Origin of the sequence: Synechococcus sp. PCC 7335 (assembly GCF_000155595.1) — a bacterium.
Lineage (GTDB): Bacteria > Cyanobacteriota > Cyanobacteriia > Phormidesmidales > Phormidesmidaceae > Phormidesmis.
On record NZ_DS989904.1, the window covers coordinates 1,680,355 to 1,702,817 of the forward strand.

The following is a 22,463-nucleotide window of genomic DNA, read 5'->3' on the forward strand; positions in this document are numbered from 1 at the left end:
CCTAACGAACAGCCACATCGTAGACCTCTTGTTGCAAATTCACATCGACAATATAAGGTGCAACCGGACGTTTCAGCATTTCCATCTCACCTGATGCTGATTTTCTTAAGTTCACGTGGCAGAACCATTCTTGGTCATTTTTGTCAGGGTAATCAAGCCGGTAGTGATATAGCCCCCAGCGACTCTCTTTGCGATATAGAGAAGCCCTAGCAGCCATCTCGGCGCAGTCGCGGATAAAGTGCACTTCCATACAGCGCATCAGTTCGTGAGGATCTCTGGCGCCCATCATATCCATAGTGTCGTAATAGCGCTCAAAAGCGGCTAAGCCAATGTCCATCTTAGTCGGCGACTTGGGAGGCTGAAGATAGTCGTTGACGTAGCGGCGTAGCTTGTACTCTACTTGAGTATGGGGAACTCCATCAGGCCGATCTAGCGGTGCGTAGATGCGAGCTTTTTCAGCGGCCAAAAATTCTTCATCAGGCTCTACATGCTCCAATCCCTGCACGTATTCCATTGCATTGATACCTGACAGTCGCCCAGAGACAAAGGCCCCGATCATGTAGTTGTGAGGAACGCTGGCCATATCTCCAGCCGCGTAAAGACCGGGGATGGTGGTCTCGGCTTTGTCGTTGACCCATACGCCCGAAGCACTATGGCCGCTACACAGACCAATTTCTGAGATATTCATCTCTACTCCGTGCGTGCGGTAGTTCTCTTTTCTCCCTTCATGGAAACGTTCGCGACTGGGCCGTTCATTGGCCCACAGCACCTGTTCTATCTCAGAAATAGTGTCATCATCGAGATGATACATCTTCAAATGCACTGGTCCTTTGCCAGAATTTAGCTCTTTCCAAGTTTCTAGCATCATCTGTCCGCTCCAGTAGTCGCAGTTTATAAAGCGATTACCTTCAGCGTTAGCCGTGTAGGCGCCAAAAGGGCTAGCGACATAGGCACAGGCTGGACCGTTGTAGTCTTTGATCAATGGGTTAATTTGAAAACATTCGATATTTGTCAGTTCTGCGCCAGCATGATAGGCCATAGAATAGCCATCCCCTGCATTGGTAGGATTCTCGTAAGTGCCGTAGAGATAGCCAGAAGCGGGCAATCCTAGGCGTCCACAGGCGCCTGTACAAAGAACAACCGCTTTTGCCTGAATGATGACAAAGTCTCCTTTACGAACATCAAAGCCAACAGCGCCGATGGCTCGTCCGTCTTTGACGATTACTCTAGTTGCCATCACTCGGTTGGTCACCCGCACTTTGTTGCGCTTGACCTGACGAGTCAAAATCTTTTTAAGATCTTTCCCCTCTGGCATGGGCAAGACGTATTTACCGACTCGATGAACCTGTTTTAGATCGTAGTTGCCTTCGCGGTCTTTTTGAAACTTGACACCCCAGCTTTCTAGCTCTTGGATGACTTCATATCCCCAGCGACCGGTCTGATAAACCGCCTTTTGATCGAGGATGCCGTCGTTGGCAATCGTGATTTCTCGAACGTATTGCTCAGGTGTGGAGCTGCCGGGAATAACAGCAGTGTTCACCCCATCCATTCCCATTGCGATCGCACCGCTCCGACGAATATTCGCCTTTTCTAGAATCAACACGTCTGCTTCAGGGTTTGCGTGCTTAGCCTTGATGCCAGCCATTGTGCCAGCCGTGCCACCACCTATCACCAAAAAGTCTGTTTGCAGATGCTGAGTATTCACACACAATGCCTCATTTCTATTCGTTCATCTGATAGAACGACCGCCTGTAGTAGCGATTTCTATTATTTATCTTAGAAGACATAATTTGTAGCAGCCTGCAGGCTAAAGCATATGTGTAGCAAAGCATACGGTTTATGGATTCATCTTTTTTATACACTGATAAAATTCCTTAATCTTGCCAAAAAAGAGTAAATGAAAGGAATTAGCCAACCTATGAAAAGCGGACATTCATGGAGATAGTTTGCTTGGTCAAGATTGTGCGTTTGAAGTGTTTAGATGAAACGTTTAAAGTAAAGTATCTAGAGTGCGCGAACTGATCGGTCAGCGCTTGAAATGTGGAAATTTACCAAATTAAAGTCTTTCTAGAGGTCGCCCGCCATCTTAGCTTTACTGAGGCAGCCGATGCTCTAAATCTCACTCAGCCCGCGGTGAGCGCCAAGATAAAATCGCTAGAGTCTAGTTTGGGCGCCTCCCTTTTTCATCGATTAGGTCGCAAGATTACGCTGACACCCGTAGGTGAATATCTGGTCAAAAATTCACCCGAATTAATTCAGTTAGAAAGTCGTTTAGTCAAAGAAATCGATCAGATCAAGCAGGGTAAATCTAGCCGATTGAAAATTGGCTGTACGACCAACGTGGCGAATGGCTGGCTGCCGAAGATTTTGTTTTCCTATCGTCAGAAGTACCCTACTGCCGAGGTACAGTGCTTTCCTTTTGATACGATCCAATCGCTTCATCAAGCAATTACATCAGCAGACGTAGACGTTGGTTTTTCGGAAACGAACCTACAGGGTTTTGACGAAGTAGCGTCGCTCGCTGTTGATAATTTTCAATATCTACTGATGGTCGCTGCTGACCATCGGCTAGCACGCAGAGAGTGGCTAGGCCTAAAAGAACTTACCACTGAAGCCTGGGTGTTTCCTGCAGATGGAACCCCTGAACGCCTGGCGCTTAATGCCAGATTGGCCGAACTAGGCATGGATATCTCCGATTTTCCCCATCGAGAGATTGTCTGTTCTTCTAGCCTGATGAGTATGTTTTTAAAGCAAGGTCATTACCTGGGATTTGCCTCTAGCTTACAGCTACAAGCCGAACAGCAGGCAAAGCTGATAGTGAGTGTGCCGCTGAAGGAATTTCCCCTAGACTATCAACTGTTTATGCTCGTTCATAAAAGCCAGGCTAAGGCAGTCGAGGTCACTCAAAGCGATTTGAAATCGTTGTCGAGAAATCCTGTACGGCAGCTGATTCAGCTAGTTTATAAACAAACAAACCGAACGCTTCTAGACAATCGCTTAGCTCACCAAAATCAGACAAGCCAGACAAAGGAAATAGCTCCTGCCGATAGCTCATCATTACCGTCGGCGCTGCCCACTCAAGCTACAGCGCCAGTTTACTTGCGATCGCCTAGTTTACAAATTCGCCCTAAATCAACCGCTTCATCTCAAGTAATTACGATTACGATAGGCACCCAAAACAAAACTATTCAGACCGTCACTGCTGGATTAATTATTAAAAATTTAGGCTTGCTCGAGCATTTCTTACCCCATGAGGGTCGCTATAAAAGCGTGGAGTATAGGATCAAGTGGCAAGACTTTACCTCGGGTGCGCCGATTGTTTCTGGTTTGCAGTCCCAGCAGCTAGACATTGGCGTGATTGGAGACTATCCGTTGTTGCTTAGCGGCGTGACGCCGACTGACTCATCTTTGACTAAAACCCGATTAGTTAGCTTTGTTGCTAGCAATCCAGACGGGGCCGGTAATACGATAATTGTCCCGAATCGCTCCGAACTCAACAGCTTGGACGATCTGCGTAGCCGAGTGATTGCTGTTCCTTTTGCTTCGTCTGCACACGGCATGGTAATGCGTAGGCTTTCTAGGGCAAATCTATTGGCTGATGTGACGCTGACTTCTATCGAGGATCTAAACATTCATAGCCTCACACCGCGCAACAATCAGGCTGATGGCTATGCGTATTTTGCACCGCTTCACGATATTGCCAGTCACCAAGGCAAGTTCAGGCGGCTGCAAGAGAGCGATCACAGCAAGCTACCGACGTTTCATGGCATTGTTGTTCAAGATGAATTTGCTGAGCAACATCCCGATCTTGTGATCGCTTATCTCAAATCACTGATCGCGGCGCAGTATTGGTACATGACTACCCCTAGTGCGCTTTGCTTAGCCAGTAACTGGGTTGGGCTAGATGCTGAGATAGTCGCTAAAACGTTAGGCCACAAACGCTCAAGTGCGCTGGGATTGTTTTTCCCTGAAACTCAAATACGAACAGATTGGATAGCTGCTCACGTTCAACAGCTATCAACTATCAAAGGCAATGAAGCTTTAGGTAATTTGGATTTAGAGACATGGATTCAACCAGATTTACTAGAGATGGCATTATCTTCGGTATGAAATCTTCAGTGAGACAAACACTATAGGATTCACAAACAAGATATACAAACAAAGTGAGATAAAACAAATCTATCAATCGCCAAGATATTTGATTTGCTAAGGCCGAAGACCTGTCGATAAAGTGAAGCATCCTCTAATGCATAGGGTTGATGTGAGCTATCCACTGCGCTGGTACCGTAGATTTGATCTTTCGTTCGGCATTCTTCTAAATCTAGGGTTGGCAACCTTAGCCCTACAGCTATACCAGGTTTCTTTCCTTAGCCTGTTGAGTCCTTTGATTGTGGCGATCGCCCTCGGCATTCTCTTACGCAACTCAATCGGCGTTTCTCCTATCTTTCACGCTGGGACTCGTTTTTGTCTCAAGCGTATTCTCAAGCTGGCTATTGTGCTAATGGGCCTGCGCCTTAGCTTAGCCGAACTGCAAACGGTCGGGATTACCGGCTTGGTGCTTGTCTCAATAACGCTACTTAGCACTTTTAGCTTTACGATCTGGCTGGGGCGATCGCTGCATATCAACCAGCGACTAGTGTGGCTGATAGCAGCAGGAACGTCTATTTGTGGCGCTTCAGCAGTCGTTGCTACCAATGCGGTCATCGAAGGATCTGATGAAGATATGGTGTATGCCGTCACGCTGGTTACGGCCTTGGGTACTGCCGCTATGCTGCTATATCCGCTTTTAGCCACCCCGCTTCAGCTTTCGCCTGAGGCGTTTGGGCTGTGGTGTGGAACATCTATCCACGAGGTGGCACAAGTTGTTGCTGCCGCCTTTCAAAATAGCCCGGTGAGTGGTGAATTTGCCACAATCTCTAAGCTTTCTCGCGTATTGTTTTTGCTGCCTGTCATGGTCATACTCGGCAGCTTTTCGGCCGCTTCACAAGGAAACACAAGGCGCATGTCGAAGCTGCCTATTCCCTGGTTCGTATTGTTGTTTGTTCTACTGGTTATGCTCAATAGCCTCTCTCTATTTTCTGAGGACTTCAAAGCAATTGTTCTTCAGCTCAATCAAGTTCTCCTAGCGATTTCTCTAACCGCGATGGGACTAGAAACTGATCTAACTAAGCTTAAACAAACAGGTTTCAAACCCTTTTATCTAGCAGCGCTTTCCTGGCTATTTTTATCAGGATTGAGTTTAGGCTTAATCAAAATCTTTTTTCCCGGCTGATCGCGTTCTCACTGCCTTTCCATACTTTTCATCGTTTCTTCTCGAATTAAATTAAATACCTGCCTGTTGAGCTGCGTAAATTCTGGCGTTAGCATGTCATCGACATGGCGAGGTCTGGTCAGAGCAACCTCTAATTCGGCTTTGATACGACCTGGCTGCACGCCCATAACCAGGATGCGATCGCCTAAAAAAACAGCCTCTTCAATATCGTGAGTTACAAAGATAACTGTTGTCTTTAGCGTCTCCCAAATGTTGAGCAGCAGCTCTTGCATCATGTGCCGGGTCTGAGCATCTAGCGCCGCAAAGGGCTCGTCCATCAGCAGTACCGAAGGAGAATTCACCAGCGCCCTAACAATACTTGCTCGCTGTTGCATGCCGCCCGATAGCTGCGCTGGATAAGCATCGCGATACTTTGCTAACCCTGCTAGATTCAAGTATTCTCCAACGGTATCCTGCCGTTCTCCTTTTGGCACGCCTTTGATCTTGAGCCCTAATTCCACATTTTGAAAGGTTGTTTTCCAGGGCAGCAGAGAATACTGCTGAAAAACAAACCCCCGGTCGGCTCCCGGCTTTGTTACCTGCCGCTGATCAACCATGACATAACCGGCGCTTGGCTGAACGAATCCGGCAACGATATTGAGCAAAGTTGATTTCCCACAGCCTGAGGGTCCTAGCAAACACACTAACTCTCCTGGATTGATCCTACAGTTGATAGCCTCTAATACCTGAGTCGATACTCCCTGCCGGCTAAAGGCCATCGAGACGCCTTCTATATTCACCAACCCCTTAGTCTGCGTTTGGGTTGTACTAGGTGCTAACGTCTGCCGCATTGACTTTTTCCCTATCTTTTTTAGCTTGCTCTTTATGACTGTTGGGGCCGGTGTCGACCTGGGATTTGTTAATTCTGTTTCCTAATCACCCGCCAAGGCATCAGCGCGCTCATTCCTCTGCCAACGGCCCAGGAGCTAAGTGCGCCCATCAGACCAATTAGCAACATGCCCATCACAATCGGTGGATAGTTGGAGGTAACATAAGACTCCCAGGTGATATATCCAACGCCGTAACGACCCGCTAGGATTTCAGCAGTGACTAAACAAAACCAGGCGTTTCCCATCCCGATGGTCAATCCGCTCGCAATTCCCGGTAGGGATCCAGGGATAACAATATCCTTGAAAATATGCCATCGACTAGCGCCTAAGCATTGACCCACACGAATGAGTACGACATCGTGCAAAATGTTTTCCACTGCTCTGATTGTGCTAATCAAAACTGGGAAAAAAGCACCTACAAATGTGATATAAATCATCCCCGTTTCAGCCGTTGGAAATATTAAAATTGCCAGTGGGATCCAAGCAACTGCGGGAATGGGTCTAAGCAGCTCTAGCGGCGGCATCAGCAGATCTTCAATTACTTGAAACCAACCGATCAGCATGCCAACGACAGTGCCTAATGCAGAGGCGATCGCAAAGCCAAGCAGTACTCGTACAATACTAGAGCGAAGATGAACACCGGGCTCACTTGAAAAGAACTCAATCGTGGCACCCAGTACTTCCCAGGGTGAAGGGACTAGCTGAAAGTTTATAAAGAACTTAAAGCCAACCACACACAGGAACTGCCAAATGCCAAAAAAGAGCATCAGTGACAGCAGGCGCATGAATGAACGATTAGCGCGCAAAGTCGTCTGCAATGACTGATATCGCTTTAAGGGCTTTGGCTTAGTGCGATCGCGAATCTGAGGCAGCGTATTGGCCATGATGTCATGCTGTTTAGAGCAGTTTGGCAAAGGTTAAGACTAGAAGAAAACGGTTGCTAATTGACGATAGCTTCCGTACGTATTTAGCGACAGCTAGTTAGTTTCTACGGTTGCTATCCCATATCCTCTTAGCCCATAGGACCAAGAGGATACCTGGTAAATGCCGCTAAATAGATACTGACGGATTATTTGTATTTATCCAGTGAGCTGCTGAGTTGAACGCTTGGGCTGTGCAAAAGTCGGTAGCTGAGTCTGAATCAACCGACGTACACGAGCCGGTGTCAACCGACTGACTTGAATAGGCTGCGGACCACTAGCGTAGGTTCGCAAGAGGTCTTTAAAGGAGGCTACCTGCCCACCTGACTCAGCTGCATACGCTTCAGCATCCTCTTTGAGCAGAAAGGCAGAGACTTCATCGCCTTGAGTCACATAGTGAGAGTTTTCAGCAAAAAGCTTCCACCCCTGATTGCGATCATGCACAAAAATGACGTCAGCAGCTTTTCCTTCTGCCTGGATCTCATTGAGCCGTTTGATCATATTCGGAATAGAAGCAAAGCTAGTTACTGTCGGCTCTGCTTGAATCCATAGCTGGGCGGCCATCTTAGGGGCTTCAATGGCTTCTCCAGTCAAGGCATCCTCTCCGGTAATGACATAGCTTTCGCCAGCCTCAATCACCTCGTCATAGTCCAACCCGAGGTTTTCCATGGCTCGCTGCAAGAAGCTTTCGTCTACCCAGTTAGTCACATCTTCAGGATCGACAGGAGTTTCAATTTTACCTAGGCTAACTAAGGTGGCAATGCTGTTCTTTAATGCCTCTAGCTGCACCTCGCCAATGCTGGGATTGATTGGCTGTAGTCCAGAAGGGCCTAAGAACATATAGACTACTTCCTTTTCAATGCCAGACCACTCTTCTATTTGGGCCGATATCTCTTCAGGATTATCGCGAAACATTTGGTTCGCTTCTAGCATCGCCTGAAGATACGCTTCGACAATTTCAGGATGCTCTTGAGAGAAATCAGAACGTACGACAATTCCATGTAGCGTTGGCACCCCAGTTTGAGCACCGTCGAAAATCTTCTTAGCAAATCCACGATAAGGAAACAGCTCCCCAAAAGGAACAAAGTCAGCGTGAGCGTCAATTTGGCCTGTACGCAAGCTAGTCCCGCCCACTTCGGGCGCTTGACTGATCAGTTCAACATCTTCTTCTGGATTGAGGCCTGCATCATCTAATGCCTTGAGCACCATACCGTGCGCCGCTGAACCAAAGGGTACTGAGACCGATCCTCCTTTGAGTTCGGCTAAAGAGGTCACCTCGCTATCTTTTGGGACAACCACCGCGTTGCCAGCACCATTAGGACTATAGGCTAGGGTGCCAATAAAGGTAGAATCAACCTCCTCAAGTTCTTCTTGAAACTTGATTAGATTAATCACCGCTGGAAAATCTCCCATCAGGCCAATATCAATTTGATCGGCTAGCATCTTGTTGGTAATAGGCGGACCAGACGTATAGCTAGACCACTCAATTTCGTATTCAACGCCTTCGTACTTGCCAGTAGTCGGCAGGTGCTTCTCTAAAAGTTCTAGCTCGCGAACGGTAGCGCCCCCAACAGCAGTATTAATCACCTGATCTTGCGTGCCAATAGAGATGCGGATAGTCTCACCGTCATAAGAAGCTTCACTGGCTGTATCGGTTCCAGATTCGCTTGATTGAGCTGTGTTAGAAGTTGCTGAACAAGCAGTGATGAAAAAAGTTGCCGAAAGCGCTAGAGCACAGTTGAAAGAAAATCTTTTGGGCCAGAATCTTTTAGACCAAATATACTGAGATTTCATTGGTACACATCTCCTGTTGATTGGCCTTATTTAATCGGTGGGAGATATTGTCATCTGTAAGTAGATATACAGACAGGCTTTAGGCAGCTCTTCGAGCAATAGTAGTTTGGATTACATCGATAGATATCTTTTATCGATAGATGTCTACTTAGTCTACATAGTCTACATAGTTGAGAGTCCACATAGTTAAGCCACTTAGATAGTCTCTAGAGACCGACGGAGTCGTGAAAGTATCCTTGGTTAACGTCAGTTCGGGATAAGGAAAGCTTGAAGAAAGGAGGATAGGTAAGCTGAAGTTGTAAAACCCATCAGCCCTATCCTCCACTATGTTCAGCTTAGAAGAACTGTTCTGCCACGTCGATGACTTTTGCCAAGTGTTTGAACCCCTCTGGCAGCGTCAGCTGCTAAGCCACCATCTGAAGACGCGACAACGCGCTCGTTCGCTGAGCTTGAGCGAAATCATGACGATACTCATCGGCTTTCACCAAAGCCACTACCGCACCTTCAAACACTACTACGTTCATCATGTATGCCAGTACTGGAAGCAAGCGTTTCCAACGCTAGTCAGCTATAACCGCTTTGTCGAATGGACGCCCTCTTGTTTGTTCCCGCTGTGCTGTTATCTAAAGCGCTGCTTCGGCCGTTGTACAGGCATTAGTTTTATCGATGCGACCAGTCTATCGGTCTGCCACAACCGTCGGATCTGGCAGCATAAGGTCTGCAAAGATACGGCGGCTAGGGGCAAAACCTCTGTCGGCTGGTTCTATGGCTTCAAACTACATCTGGTGGTGAACGAGTGCGGTGAACTGCTCAACCTCACCCTGACCCCGGGCAATACGGACGACCGTGAGCCCGCCTTTGACTTACTCACTGGACTATGGGGAAAAGTCTTCGCAGACAAAGGCTATGTATCGAAGCAGCTGGCTAAGCAACTACTCGAGGTGTTCAACATCGAGTTCTTTGCTAAGCCTCGGCGCAATATGAAGAACCAGCTAGTGCGGCTTACTGACAAGCTACTCTCGCGCAAACGTTCCATCATCGAAACGATTATCGACCAACTGAAGAACATTTCGCAGATAGAGCATTCTCGTCACCGTAGTCCGGTCAACTGCTGGGTCAACATCCTCTGTGGACTGATTGCTTATTGCCACCAACCGAAGAAGCCTTCTCTCCATATGGAGTGGGAACTTCCCCCTGCTGCTTAAACCGAACTGACGTCTTGGTTACACAGTCAGCTTTTGAAAGAGAAAATAATAAAATGTCTTAGCCAGGGAATCGTGTAGAAAGCAAATATTTGATGTATAAGGCAAAAACTATGGACTGAGCGCAGACGTAGGCACTAACGTATTCAAGTCTCAGGACGGTTATTTCTTTTTCTTCTTAGGTGCTTTTTTAGCTTTCCCAAAACCTAAAACGCGAGAAGCTGGCTTCTTGGGATGCTTTGTGGGCAGATCCAACCCAGTAGGGATGGTCTCTCTTCTGATTGCCGGGTCACGTGGAACCCATTCGAACTCCGGTTTTAGCTCAGATGGGTCAAAGTCTTCTTCTTTGGCCAGTCCCAAATCTACTTGCACGCTTGGCCAAGTACCGCAGATGGTCTCATCAATTGCATTGCTGGCATACACTCTTTCGATCAGATCTGTCTTAGAAACGGCTTCTAATTCGACGAGTGTACTGACGAGAAATGCATTAAGCTCTTCGGAGTTGTACTTGCAATCTGCTAGCTGCGAAGCCAGCTTTCTAATACAGGTTTCTTTTAGCTCTGGATGCAAAACCGCTATATGCTCAAAGGCAGAAACCGCTGCTATGCGATCCCACATATCCTGTTTGCGGCTGGCTAGGAAAAGAGATGTTGGCGCGATCGCCTGCTCCCCAATCATCCCCAGCACCCAAGGAATTTCTTCTCTAGTCCAATCAGCGTACTCCTCTCCCGTAAATAGACCTAATAGCGGTTCAATCGCTTCTTGGGCCTTCAACAAGCCTAAACATCGCCAAGCATGCACCGGAGCCCACACCTCTAAAGACTCAACGTCTGCCTGATTGAGATCTGCATCGGTTGCCATCCGGATTAGCGCCGGGATGTGCTCAGAGGTAATGCCTAGTTCTTCTATATAGTCTGGCCAGCTCTCGAACTTATAAGAAGGCTTTAGTTGAGAGATTAACGATCTATCTATGTTCTCAGGTCCAGCCGACAGTATTTGCTCGACAAGGCGATCGCGCTCTGGATCACTCACCTTTTTATCGACATCTAGGCAACTTCCATAAGTGAGTAAAGCTGAAACCGGGGGCTCGTATGTTGCTAACTCCATGGCACATCTATCAAAGGAAAACAATTCTTATCAGATATTAGACCTAGCTTAGCGACATCAGGTAAAAACCAACTGACCCGCTTCACTCTCTTGAACCCTTAGCGGCTCCAAATTTTGGTTTAGAGCGAGAGTTCGTCGCTACCGATTCCACTAGCCCAATGGCAATAAAATTTGTCAGCAGTGCTGAGCGTCCATAGCTCATCCAGGGCAGCGGGATGCCCGTAATTGGTGCTAGACCAATCGTCATACTGATGTTGATCATCGCCTGAAAGACAATCATCGACAGTACACCAATGGCTAACAATGAGCCGAAGTTGTCTTTGGCGCCGTGAGCAATCATCACTAGCCGCAAACAGATCAGCCAGAAAGCAAAAAGCAAAACCATCCCACCCACAAATCCTAGCTCTTCGCCTACTGCCGAAAAAATAAAGTCGGTGTGCTGCTCTGGAATAAAGCTGAGCTGCGTTTGTGTGCCTTGAAACAACCCCCGGCCCCACACTTCTCCAGCCCCAATTGCAATCCGTGACTGAATTAGGTGATAGCCGCCTCCAAGCGGATCCTTTTGGGGATCTAAAAACAAAATCAGGCGGTCTTTCTGATAGTCTTTCAAAAAGCCCCACATCACCTCACCCAGCTTGCCCGACATCACATTGAGGGTGATCGCCGCCAGCGCACTATAGGGTGACCAAGGCAAAGAGCGGTATGCCACCACCCCCATCAGCAACACCCATACAATCCAGCCTGGAAACGACACATGAAAGACAATTGCTGAAACCAGTGGTGAAACCATCAGGATCAGCCAGCCCGGATTCGTCCCGCTCCAATACAGCATGCCTGCGGTAATTGCCCCAAAGACTAGTGATGTCCCTAAGTCTGGCTGCAAAAACACCAAGGCCCAAGGGACTGCTGTGATTCCCAGCGCTCTGATAATGCCAAGCGGCGTTGGCGCGTCTCGATCTTTTAGCGTCGCCGCCAGCGTGATAATGGCCCCTAGCTTGGCAAACTCCGAGGGCTGTACGTTAAAGCCAAGAATTGAAATCCAACGCTGCGCGCCTAAGCCTTCGGTTCCGATTGCCATTACCGCAAGCAGCGAAGCAATGGTCCCTGCACAGATCACCCATCGCCATTGCAGCAGCACTTCGTATCGACTACGAGCAATCAAAAGCGCTAGCACCGCACCGACTGCACCTAGTCTCAGATGGTTGTCTGCATATCCAGTTTCACCTGTGTACTTTTGAGTGCTGCTAATTAGAATGCTGGCAAAGATAGTGACGCCCACGGGCAGCAAGAATAAGAACCAATCCATTCCTTGCCATCCCTGGAGCAGTCTTTTCCAGCGCCGCTGCCGAGTCGCAAAGTAAGACGAATAGGAGCTCATAATGCATCAGAGATTATGCAAAGACAAAGATTATGCAAAGACAAAGGCGGACTCTAACTTTGAGATGGCCAGACTAGCTAGAGAAAATCACTCAAGAAAAAGTCAACCCTAAGTTAGCGCAGCCACAGAAATTTTAGCAGCGGTTTGCTTGGCAATGTCCATCAGTGACTGCGCAGAAGCAGACTCAGGATCGGATAAGATAATAGGTAGACCGCGATCGCCGCCTTCTCTTACGGGCATCTCTAGCGGCACCTTTCCTAATAATTCTACGCCTAGCTCTGCTGCTGCCTTTTCGCCGCCACCTTCTCCAAAAATGGCGTACTGCTTTTCTGGCATATCAGGCGGCACGAAATAACTCATATTTTCCACTAGACCCAAGATCGGCACCTTTAGCTGCTCAAACATTTTCAGCCCGCGCCTAGCATCTGAGAGCGCTACGTCTTGAGGCGTCGTCACAATTACCGCTCCGGCCATAGGAACCGCTTGCGCTAGTGTCAGTTGTGCATCGCCCGTACCTGGAGGCATATCTACTACTAAATAGTCCAAATCGCCCCACTGCACTTGGTATAAAAACTGGCGAATCACCCCATTAAGCATCGGCCCGCGCCACACGACTGGCTGATCGCGATCAATCAAAAAGCCCATCGATACCATCTTCACACCGTGGTTGAAGGCAGGTTCTAAAACCTGCTCGCCCTTATCTTCACGCACGATGACGTTGCTCTCGCCAAGACCCATCATAGTCGGTGCGTTAGGGCCATAGATATCTGCATCGATTAGACCCACTGCTGCGCCGGTTTTAGCTAAGGCGACTGCTAAGTTAACCGCAACAGTACTTTTCCCGACGCCGCCTTTGCCGCTAGTCACTGCCAGAATATTTTTAACGCCATCGATCCCAGTGCGATCAGGCAGTCCCTTTTGCTGTGGAGTCTCAGCAGTTACGTCTACTTCTACACTTTCTACGCCAGGCAAGGTACGCACCGCCTTTTCGCAGTCCTCAACAATGAACTCGCGCAGCGGACAGGCAGGCGTTGTCAGGACTAGGGTGAAGCTTACCTTGCCACCATCCACTTCCACATTGCGAATCATATTGAGCTCGACTAAGCTCTTTTGTAATTCGGGGTCTTGGACGGGTTTGAGCACCGTCAAAATCGAGTCTATATCAAGCGTAGTGATCATGGAGTGTAAAGGGCTCTCGCGTGGAGAGTTCTGTATGCTTTTGAGATTTGCTGTATCGGCTGCCTATGTAAATACTATCGCTCTAAGGATTACGCAAAGCAGGTTTTAGCGATGATAGATTTCAATACTGAAGATAGGCTTCTAGACGGTAGGTCTTCAGAAGATGTCTGCTCTAGCTTGTTTTTGATCGGGATGGCGGACGGCATGCTCTGCTGCTTGCACCAGCGCTGAGGCTACTCGGTTCAGGTGAGGCCGCAAAAATGGCCATACGAGAGGCGATAGCCAGCCACTGAGCGTAACTGAGTACAAGACGCAGGTACCACAGAGGGTAGAGACGATACGATAAGTAGCGCGCTCTTGCAAACCCGGTAGCGAAAAAACGCGAACGCTAATCAGCTCACCTGGTAAGACGCGCTCTACAAACACCTTAGTAGATAGCAATAGATAGCGGTTGAATGCCCGATAGATCAGACCTGGCGTGGCCCGCTGCCCTCTCGGTGCGTTCGTGCGCGTGATCAGCGGATGCCACAAATCCATATCGGCAAGGTTATTGACGATCTGCCAAAGAATTTCGGCTGGCGCTGTGCTAGTCGCTATGTAATCACGTTCCATAGAGGATACAAGTCATCAAAAGCCGTAAACTTCAGTCTAGTAGAGCGATCCGAACTGTTAGGAGAGGCTAGCGATTTGCAGACAATTTGTCACAGATTGTCACGCTCTGTTTCAAAGGTGCAATAAAGTTCCTAGGATCGTGTTTGACTAAAGGACAGATATTTTGTCGCTTCAGTTATTTTAGGCCCTCTTAGATTAGGCACCATGACTCTTTCTTCTGCTAAAGCTGCTCGTCCATCTTCCCCTTCACCAGAGGCGTCAGCGCCTATTCTGCCACCAGACGGGTCTCGCGATCGCGTAAGCACAGCGCTCAAAGGTCTTCAAGATCGCATCTGCCAAAAGTTGGAAGCGCTCGATGGCGGTGGTAAGTTCCAAGAAGATGCTTGGGATCGCCCTGAAGGCGGCGGCGGCCGATCGCGGGTCATGAAAGCCGGCAATGTTTTTGAGCAAGGCGGTGTGGGCTTTTCAGAGGTATGGGGAGACAGCCTACCACCAGCAATCTTGGTCAAGCGCCCCGAAGCGGAAGGCCATCAATTCTATGCGACGGGCACCTCGATGGTGCTGCATCCTCGTAATCCATACGTTCCTACTGTCCATCTCAACTATCGCTACTTTGAGGCGGGTCCTGTTTGGTGGTTTGGGGGTGGCATTGACCTAACCCCTTATTATGCTAACCAAGAAGACGTTGTGCATTTTCATAAGACGCTAAAAGCTGCGTGCGATCAACACAACCCCCAGTACTATCCTACTTTCAAGCGTTGGTGTGACGAATACTTTTACCTTAAGCACCGGAACGAACCTAGAGGTGTGGGCGGCATTTTCTTTGACTATCAAAACGGACAGCGAGGCGAACTGTATCGCGGTCACAACCAAGACGGACCCGCTGCGCTCTACAGTCAAAAGACAGGCAGTGCCCCGAAGCGCTCTTGGGAGGAGCTCTTTCAATTTGCTATGGGCTGCGGTGATGCGTTCTTGCCCGCCTATGTACCGATTGTCGAAAAAAGAGCAGACACGGCCTATGGCGATCGCGAACGCAACTTTCAACTCTATCGCCGAGGCCGCTACGTCGAATTCAACCTTGTCTATGATAGAGGGACTCTCTTTGGCCTCCAGACCAATGGTCGCACTGAATCTATCTTGATGTCATTGCCGCCCTTGGTTCGTTGGGAATATTCCTACATGCCAGAACCAGGTACCCCAGAATCTGAGCTATACGATATATTCTTAAAACCCCACAATTGGGCAGAAATGAACGCCTGATTTTATTACCTGGGTATCCTAGAACCACAGGACCAAACAAAAGGTGCTATCAAAGAACGACCCTAGGACTTCAACAAGGATTGGCAACACACATGAAGCACAAAGAGATCAAAACCCCGGCTGGAGAATCCGTCATCGTTTTTTCTCCTGAAGGAAGGTTAGACATCACGACAGCTTGGCAATTTCGGCTGAAGCTGCAAGAGGCAATTACCCAAGACACCCCTAACGTTCTGGTCGACCTTGCTAAGATTACATTCATTGATAGTTCAGGGCTAACCTCTTTGGTCGCGGGCATGAGAGACAGTGATAATGTTGGCGGTAGCTTTCGCCTTTGCAACGTCCATACCGAAGCTAGACTCGTTTTTGAAGTCACTATGATGGACACTGTTTTTGAAATCTATGACACCGAAGCAGAAGCGCTTGCTGTCCCTTTTAAGGTTTCAGTAGGGTAATAGCTGTGAAGACGAGAAGCTGAAGACGAAAAACTTAGGTAGGAGTTTTCTACATTCCTGACTCTCCTTACTAGCTCCTGATCCTCCTTCTATCTATAGAGCCACAGGTCAAAGCTAGCCTGTTTAGTCAGCTGAAAGGGGCCCATTAAAGCTCCCCATAGACCTCGACCAGTATCGGGATCTATTCCCTTGTCATAAACTTTGAGCAAGATAGTATTGTCTTGAGGAATAACATCGAATCCGAGGTAGACATACTTAGTTTGACCGCCATAGCTAAAAGAGCAAAGCTGATTGTCTCTTAAGGCCGATTCAAACTGATAACCCTCCCTACCTCCATTACTGAGTGCTTGATAGCAAATCACCGCGCCGCTGTTGGGCAACGTCACTAAGTCTTTTTGCGAAATGCCCTTCAAAATCTTAGGGTCTTGCCCTGCGCCTTTGTACCTCGAAGGATCTTTGAGGGCAAAGTACTGGCCTTCGAGCTGATTTACTTCCGCCGAATCCGTAATCTGTAAGATTCGCTGCCGATAGGGTGGTTGGCCCGAAATTACGTTCTGCTGCTCTAATAAGAACGTGAACTTTTGCTCAGAAGACAGCGCCTGAATCGGTCTTTGCCATAGACGTAAGTGAACATACCAAGCAGGCTCAGCGGCTGCCTGACGCTGGTTTTCAAATTCGCCAGCTAGATAGCTCGCTAGGGTAATTAGAGGTGAAGAAGGCATAGAAAAACGCAGCGAACTGCTTGGCAAAGGGACTACAAAGCGTAACAATTAAGTTTACAAAGAGTATTTGAGTAGTTTACTTGTGAACAACGTCCGCACGGTTTCAGACACAAAGCGAGCTTTCTATAGCCAGCACACCCGTCCTATCAATGCGATCTATCGCCGTGTGGTCGAAGAGCTGATGGTAGAAGCTCATCTGCTGCTGGTCAATGCCGATTTTAATTACGATTCGATCTATGCGCTTGGCGTAGTCAGCACTTATGACCGATTCATGCAAGGCTACGAGCCAGCAGGCGATCGCGACAATATCTACAGAGCGATCCTTCAAGCAAATGAAGCTGACCCAGACCAATACCGACGCGACGCCGAAGAACTGCTAGGCGTTGCTAAGTCTCTTCCTTCAATTGACGCTTTTAAATCAATCCTAGACGAAGCTAAAACGGAAAGCGGCAGCGACACGCTAAAGGCAAACCTTCACAAGGCAATCAGCAACCCAAAGTTCAAATACAGCCGCTTGTTCGCTATTGGTCTATATAACGTCATTGAGTCAATTGATGCTGACATGCTCAATGACAAAGACAAACGCGACGCGTTGATGGCAGAAATCGCTTCCACAATCGGTCTCAACGAAGATCTGCTGAAGAAAGATATCGATCTCTATCGCGGCAATCTAGAGAAAATGGCTCAAGCGCAAGAAGTCATGAAAGACATGATCGAAGCGGAGAAGAAAAAGAAAGCTAAGCGCGAAGAAGAGAAGAAAAAGCGGGCTGAAGCAAAAGCTGCAGGTGAGAAGACTGAGATTGCTGATGCTTCTCCTACTAGTGATAGCGAATAGCAAACGGACTAATACTTTGGGATGTTGACTGTTTTGTAGAGCCTATTCTTTTGATTAGAAATCTATCAGATTCCTATCTATGTTCGTCACTTGGTTGGGGTACAGTTTTCCGACTAACCGCTTTATAAAACACCAGGCTAAGTGACTCGCACTCCTCGTCGGCGAGCCTTCTTTATAAGCATGCATCAGAATAAGTATGCATTAGAGAAACGCTAGGCAAATCAAACAAAGAACACATGAGATGGCTAGCATGCCTGGCGCAGTCAGCTACAACGATGCACCAAAAGCTCAGTATTTGTCAGTATTCAAATGAACTTCAGCTTACGTGAAGCATAGGCGCACATTCGCAGCAACACTAAGCCTTCTTTGACATGGGCAATATTTGAGCTGCCATAGGTACGAGGCTGATAGCGAATAGGGACTTCGACTAAATGTAGATTTAGCTTGGCAGCGCCGAAGAGTAAGTCGAAGTCGCCAAAGGGGTCGAAGTCGCCAAAGTAGCTGCGTCCGGCGGCGAGGCGTTCGTAGTCTTTTCGCCAAAGTACTTTCGTGCCGCAAAGGGTGTCTTTAAGCGATTGCTCTAAGAGAAAGGAGAACATTAGGGCAAAAGTCTTGTTCGCTAATGTATTTAGCCAAGGCATGGCTTTTTTGCTGCGAGGATAAAGCAGGCGCGAGCCGTTGATGAATTCACCCTGGCCGGAGGCGATCGCCTCAAAAAAGTGCGGCAGATCTTCTGGGGGTACGGTCAGGTCTGCATCTAAAATCATCAGCACATCCCCGGTCGCTTTCGCAAAACCCAGTCTCACCGCATCTGCCTTACCCTTTCCGGTTTGCTGAAAGGTTTTGATAGTGAAGGGTCCATGGTAATTGCGCTCTATGCTTCTAATTGCTTTCCAGGTTTCGTCGGTAGAGTGGCCTTCTACAAAGATAATTTCAGTTTGAGAGCCGAGCTGAGGCATACGGGCGATCGCGCTTTCGATATTGCCCGCCTCATTTCTTGCTGGAATCACCACAGAACAAGTTGGCGTCTTGTTTTTACTACGCAGTTCCGCCGCAGGGATACCGCGAAAATCGGGCCGAGCCACCACAAAGTTCGTCAGGCAAAGATGCTTCACCACGGGTAGTGGCGCAACGTATCGATTGATCAAATAAGATAAGCCTGGCACATTTCTAGGCATCAAAAACCGCCGTCCCCGCTTCAGCGGAATGTAGCCCGTAATCGCCAGCAGATTGACCACATCGTCCATCGACAGCCAGTTTTGGGGCGGCTGTGGGCAGCGCTGACCAATCGCCTCACCCAGCTTTAGAATTGGCTCCCATAGATAGTTGTGAAAGGTGACAATCAGCCGAGTCTGAGCATTGCAAAAGGGCTTTAGCCGGCTGAAGGCTGTCTGAACATCGCTGAAGTAGCTAGCTGAGTTAGCACAGATAATGTAGTCAAACGTCTGAGGCTGATTGATAAAGCCTTTAATAGGACTATCTAGCGCATAGCCGATCTTCTCAGGGCTGAGCGTTTCCGCATCCGCACAGTAGAATCGCAGGCTGGGATGATTTCGCTGCGCTATGTTGATCGTCGTCGGCGAGATATCAATTCCAACACCTACACCAGGTTCAATCGCTGCTAGCAAATCTCCTGTCCCACAGCCTATGGCCAATACCCGAGCGCCTGCTGGAATCAAGAATCGATGTAGCCGGACCAAATCTTGATAGTAATAACGATTGACGGCGTGCCAGTGATCTAGCGCTGGGGCAACTTGGTCGAAATGGTCCAAGATTAGCTGCTTGTGAGCCCTGTAAGGATGGAGCGGCGGTGCAAGGGTCTTGAGCACGGGACAAAGATAAGGTAGAGAAAAAGTCGAGCTGGTTTAAGATTTTACAGGCGAATGAGACGCCAGTTGTCTAGCTCTATTACTGTCTCATAGTTGATTTCGCCATGAGGACCCGGCGAGATAGGATTCGGCGAGAACTGCGATCGCCCGTCACGGACATCAGCCTGGGTGCGATCAAGCTGCTCACCTTTAAAGACTTCTTCCCCTTTGCCAACCCACACGTAAGTGCCCGCTGACATCGTTTCAATCGGAGGATTGAGCTGGCCAATACGAGGCGTATGAAACGCCAAAATAATCAAATCTTTGTGTAGTGCTGAGGGCTGCTCAGGACTGAGGATGAAATTCATTGGAGTATCTTGTACCAGTGACGCAATCGGCTCAGTTGTGGCCGCTGCCTGCGTCCTGGCGCTGTAATTGCCCAAAAAGCCACCAACGCCAGCCATCCCTAGCGCTAGCCAAACCGGAACTAGCCAGGTTGCCAACCATTGCTGCGCTCGGTTCTGGAAGACAGGTAGTAAAGCCCAGCCAATTCCTAGAACAAGACCGATAGGCGCATAGGGACGAACGTCTACTAGAAAACCGAACGAGATTAGGTAGCTAGCGATCGCGATTCCTACCACTATCAGCCCCAGTGCTGAAAAGCTATAGCTCAGTAGATGACGGGGCCAACCTAGAGGCTGCGTAGCAATCTGGTAGAGGCCAACCGCGGCAAACCAAGCTAAGAAAGGGTGCAGTTGTAGTGCGTAGTACGGTGTTTTGGTCGCAAACGCCATTAGCAATGCTGTCAAGATAAACGGATACAGTAGCAGCCATCGATGTGGATAGGCCGCTTGCGGCTTAAATGACGACAAACCTGTCCAGAATCTGGGTTGTCGCAGCACTATCCCCGCCCCAATGACTGAGAACAGCGCCCACGGAAACATATTTACCGGGATATTCCAAAAATAGTAGAATAGCCCCCCATCCGAATGATACGGTTGATCGCTAAGCTCAACGAGCTTGCCAAACATCGAATCGAGTACCCACGAACCGTACTGAGCTACGCTAAAGCCTATCCATAAGGCCGCCGGGATGAAGCCGACAATCAGTCCGATATAAATTCCCCAGTTCGTCAGATGCCGATGGCGACGCTGCTCGAAGATAAGATAGGGGAGAAGCGCGATCGCCGGCAGCACTACCATAAACGTTTTAATCAAAAAGCCAAGCCCAAACATGGTGCCTGCGAGAAAACCCAACGTCAACCGCTTTTTCTTGGCCGTCTGAACCTCTGCTCTTAACAGAGCCCAAATTGCGAGTAGTTCCACGCTCACCAGCATGATGTCTTGAGTTGCTAGGTGGCTAAACTGCATCCACACCGGAAACAGCATAATCAGCAGCCCAGATAAGAGTCCTAGCCGAGCCGCATTCTGAGCATACGGCCACCGTTGCTGTTCAAAGATTTGCTTGCCCACCATATAGGTCAAAGCCACTGCGAGCAAACAGGCGCTGAACGTGGGTAGCCGCGTCACTCGCACAGCCCAATCTGCACTGAGGCTAGGTAAATCAAACAGTTGATAGCTCAGCATGATTAGCCAGTTCAGCAAAATGCCATGCGTGAAGAGCACACTATCCCAGAATCGCCGCCCTAACCACTCGCCGGATTCGAGCATGAAGCGGCTCTCTAGCGCGTAGTTGCCTTCATCGTGAGCCATGAAGCTGGGATAGACCTGGCTGCTCGCGAGTAAAAGAGCAGTCCAGCCAAAGAGTATAAGGAGGTTTCGTCGATCAAGCTGCATAGGAATGGGGGCAGTGAAGTCGGTCTAGGAGGTAGGCAGGTGCGGTGGTGGCGGGGTTCGGGTGGTTTTGCGAAAACCGCTACGCCGCAGAATCCGCTTTTGCCTCTGTCTAGCGAGCGCTTGCAAGTCTACATTGCGATCGGTTTCATCGACAATCTCGCCTGTAAGGACTTCTAAAGTGTCTTCTAGTGTCACTACGCCAGAGACGCCGCCGTATTCATCTACAACGACCATGAGATGCTCGCGCAAGGATTGGAAGGTCTTGATCAGTCGATCGGTGCGCTCGGTATCAGGGACGTAGTGGACTTGGCGCATCACGCTTTTGACGGTGGCTTCCCCATGCCCTTGGACCAAGGCTGCTAGCAGCTCTGCTTTTAGGGCAACGCCAATAACGTGATCGAGATCTTCTTCGATCACTAGAATGCGGGTGTGCTGAGAACTGATAATCTCATCTTGAACTTCTCGTAAGATGGCAGAGCCTGGGATAAAGGTGATCGCCACCCTAGGCGTCATAATGTCTGCGGCCATTAGGTCGTTTAGTCGAAAAACACGATCGATCATTTCGGCCTCGTCATCCTCGATTAGGCCTTCTTGGTAGCCGAGGATAGTCAGCAGCCTGATCTCTGATTCATTGGTGATAGGCCGTCTATTCCCCTTCGTTAGCGGCGCGGTAATTTTTTCTAGTAGCCAAATCAAAGGCGTACAGATAACGGTGGCTCCGCGCACGGGAATGGCGACTATCAGGCTGATGTTTTCCGCATAGCGCTCGCCTACCGTCTTTGGCAAAATTTCAGCAAAGAGGATAATTGCAAACGTTAGCACTGCCGAGAAGATACCGATTCCTGTATTGCTAAATAGGGTAGTGGCGATTCGACCGACGACAATGCTGCCGACAATGTTGAAAATATTGTTGAGGATAACGATGGTTGCAATGGGCCGAGTGACATGCTGCCGGATGTTTAGTAGTGCGATCGCACCTGGGCTAGGCTTGTTTTGGGCAAGCTGTTTGGCTCGTAGCAGTGGAATTGAGAGCAAGGCCGTCTCAGTCCCAGAACAGAGGGCAGAACCCAAAATGACAATAAATACAGCAGCCGCAAGTTGAAACATGAAAAAGATGTCGAATGAGTATTCACCCACTCATGAGAAACCGAGCAAAAAATCGATGAGACTAGTCAGGGAAATTTACCACTACTCTCACAGCTCATTCATCATTTCCAAGATATGATGCTTGGCAATGATGAATGAGCCGATCATAAT

General features: G+C 48.7%; 18 protein-coding genes. 6 read left to right on the plus strand and 12 right to left on the minus strand.

The window, feature by feature from the left end:
- Position 1: 1 nt before the first annotated feature.
- Positions 2-1,705, minus strand: a complete 1,704-nt coding sequence (locus S7335_RS07450; RefSeq protein WP_006454157.1) for a fumarate reductase/succinate dehydrogenase flavoprotein subunit — start codon at positions 1,703-1,705, stop codon at positions 2-4.
- A 335-nt stretch (positions 1,706-2,040) separates the two neighbouring features.
- Between S7335_RS07450 and S7335_RS07455 the strand changes: the two genes are divergently transcribed.
- Both S7335_RS07455 and S7335_RS07460 read left to right on the plus strand, forming a co-directional pair.
- Complete coding sequence (locus S7335_RS07455; protein ID WP_006454720.1) at positions 2,041-4,110, plus strand: LysR substrate-binding domain-containing protein; 2,070 nt, start codon at positions 2,041-2,043, stop codon at positions 4,108-4,110.
- A 136-nt stretch (positions 4,111-4,246) separates the two neighbouring features.
- A complete protein-coding gene (locus S7335_RS07460; protein WP_006453658.1) occupies positions 4,247-5,272 on the plus strand; it encodes a YeiH family protein in 1,026 nt (341 codons plus the stop codon).
- Positions 5,273-5,280: 8 nt separating this feature from the next.
- Here the strand turns inward: S7335_RS07460 and S7335_RS07465 are convergent, their stop codons facing one another.
- From S7335_RS07465 to S7335_RS07475, 3 genes are all read right to left on the minus strand, one after another.
- Positions 5,281-6,102: an ABC transporter ATP-binding protein gene (locus tag S7335_RS07465; protein WP_006453618.1), complete on the minus strand. Its 822-nt coding sequence runs from the start codon at positions 6,100-6,102 to the stop codon at positions 5,281-5,283.
- A 68-nt stretch (positions 6,103-6,170) separates the two neighbouring features.
- Positions 6,171-7,055, minus strand: a complete 885-nt coding sequence (locus S7335_RS07470; RefSeq protein ID WP_227499961.1) for an ABC transporter permease — start codon at positions 7,053-7,055, stop codon at positions 6,171-6,173.
- Between the two features lie 165 nt (positions 7,056-7,220).
- On the minus strand, positions 7,221-8,855 hold the full coding sequence (locus S7335_RS07475) for an ABC transporter substrate-binding protein (RefSeq protein WP_006454786.1): 1,635 nt from the start codon (positions 8,853-8,855) through the stop codon (positions 7,221-7,223).
- Between the two features lie 326 nt (positions 8,856-9,181).
- Between S7335_RS07475 and S7335_RS07480 the strand changes: the two genes are divergently transcribed.
- The gene (locus S7335_RS07480; protein WP_006454164.1) at positions 9,182-10,060 is read left to right on the plus strand and encodes an IS982 family transposase; all 879 of its coding nucleotides are present in this window, start codon (positions 9,182-9,184) and stop codon (positions 10,058-10,060) included.
- A 159-nt stretch (positions 10,061-10,219) separates the two neighbouring features.
- Here S7335_RS07480 and S7335_RS07485 read toward each other — a convergent pair whose 3' ends face one another.
- The 4 genes from S7335_RS07485 to S7335_RS07500 form a co-directional block, all read right to left on the minus strand.
- The gene (locus tag S7335_RS07485) at positions 10,220-11,164 is read right to left on the minus strand and encodes a HEAT repeat domain-containing protein (protein ID WP_006455861.1); all 945 of its coding nucleotides are present in this window, start codon (positions 11,162-11,164) and stop codon (positions 10,220-10,222) included.
- An 82-nt stretch (positions 11,165-11,246) separates the two neighbouring features.
- The gene (gene rodA / locus S7335_RS07490) at positions 11,247-12,542 is read right to left on the minus strand and encodes a rod shape-determining protein RodA (RefSeq protein ID WP_006453666.1); all 1,296 of its coding nucleotides are present in this window, start codon (positions 12,540-12,542) and stop codon (positions 11,247-11,249) included.
- A 108-nt stretch (positions 12,543-12,650) separates the two neighbouring features.
- Complete coding sequence (locus S7335_RS07495) at positions 12,651-13,721, minus strand: Mrp/NBP35 family ATP-binding protein (RefSeq protein ID WP_006455273.1); 1,071 nt, start codon at positions 13,719-13,721, stop codon at positions 12,651-12,653.
- 156 nt (positions 13,722-13,877) lie between these two features.
- Positions 13,878-14,333 carry an SRPBCC family protein gene (locus S7335_RS07500; protein ID WP_006454679.1) on the minus strand — a complete coding sequence of 152 codons (456 nt, stop codon included), beginning with the start codon at positions 14,331-14,333 and terminating at the stop codon, positions 13,878-13,880.
- Positions 14,334-14,537: 204 nt separating this feature from the next.
- On the opposite strand from S7335_RS07500, the gene hemF reads away from it, so the two are divergent.
- Both hemF and S7335_RS07510 read left to right on the plus strand, forming a co-directional pair.
- Positions 14,538-15,593, plus strand: a complete 1,056-nt coding sequence (gene hemF / locus S7335_RS07505) for an oxygen-dependent coproporphyrinogen oxidase (protein ID WP_006453760.1) — start codon at positions 14,538-14,540, stop codon at positions 15,591-15,593.
- A 92-nt stretch (positions 15,594-15,685) separates the two neighbouring features.
- Positions 15,686-16,045: an STAS domain-containing protein gene (locus tag S7335_RS07510; protein ID WP_006455865.1), complete on the plus strand. Its 360-nt coding sequence runs from the start codon at positions 15,686-15,688 to the stop codon at positions 16,043-16,045.
- An 89-nt stretch (positions 16,046-16,134) separates the two neighbouring features.
- Here S7335_RS07510 and S7335_RS07515 read toward each other — a convergent pair whose 3' ends face one another.
- Complete coding sequence (locus tag S7335_RS07515; RefSeq protein WP_006453522.1) at positions 16,135-16,767, minus strand: chromophore lyase CpcT/CpeT; 633 nt, start codon at positions 16,765-16,767, stop codon at positions 16,135-16,137.
- Between the two features lie 82 nt (positions 16,768-16,849).
- On the opposite strand from S7335_RS07515, the gene psb29 reads away from it, so the two are divergent.
- On the plus strand, positions 16,850-17,602 hold the full coding sequence (gene psb29 / locus S7335_RS07520) for a photosystem II biogenesis protein Psp29 (RefSeq protein WP_006456152.1): 753 nt from the start codon (positions 16,850-16,852) through the stop codon (positions 17,600-17,602).
- Between the two features lie 305 nt (positions 17,603-17,907).
- Here the strand turns inward: psb29 and S7335_RS07525 are convergent, their stop codons facing one another.
- The 3 genes from S7335_RS07525 to S7335_RS07535 form a co-directional block, all read right to left on the minus strand.
- Positions 17,908-19,374: a glycosyltransferase gene (locus S7335_RS07525; RefSeq protein WP_006455929.1), complete on the minus strand. Its 1,467-nt coding sequence runs from the start codon at positions 19,372-19,374 to the stop codon at positions 17,908-17,910.
- 101 nt (positions 19,375-19,475) lie between these two features.
- Positions 19,476-21,206 carry a glycosyltransferase family 39 protein gene (locus tag S7335_RS07530; RefSeq protein WP_006455272.1) on the minus strand — a complete coding sequence of 577 codons (1,731 nt, stop codon included), beginning with the start codon at positions 21,204-21,206 and terminating at the stop codon, positions 19,476-19,478.
- Between the two features lie 24 nt (positions 21,207-21,230).
- Complete coding sequence (locus S7335_RS07535; protein WP_006454871.1) at positions 21,231-22,313, minus strand: hemolysin family protein; 1,083 nt, start codon at positions 22,311-22,313, stop codon at positions 21,231-21,233.
- Positions 22,314-22,463: the final 150 nt, after the last annotated feature.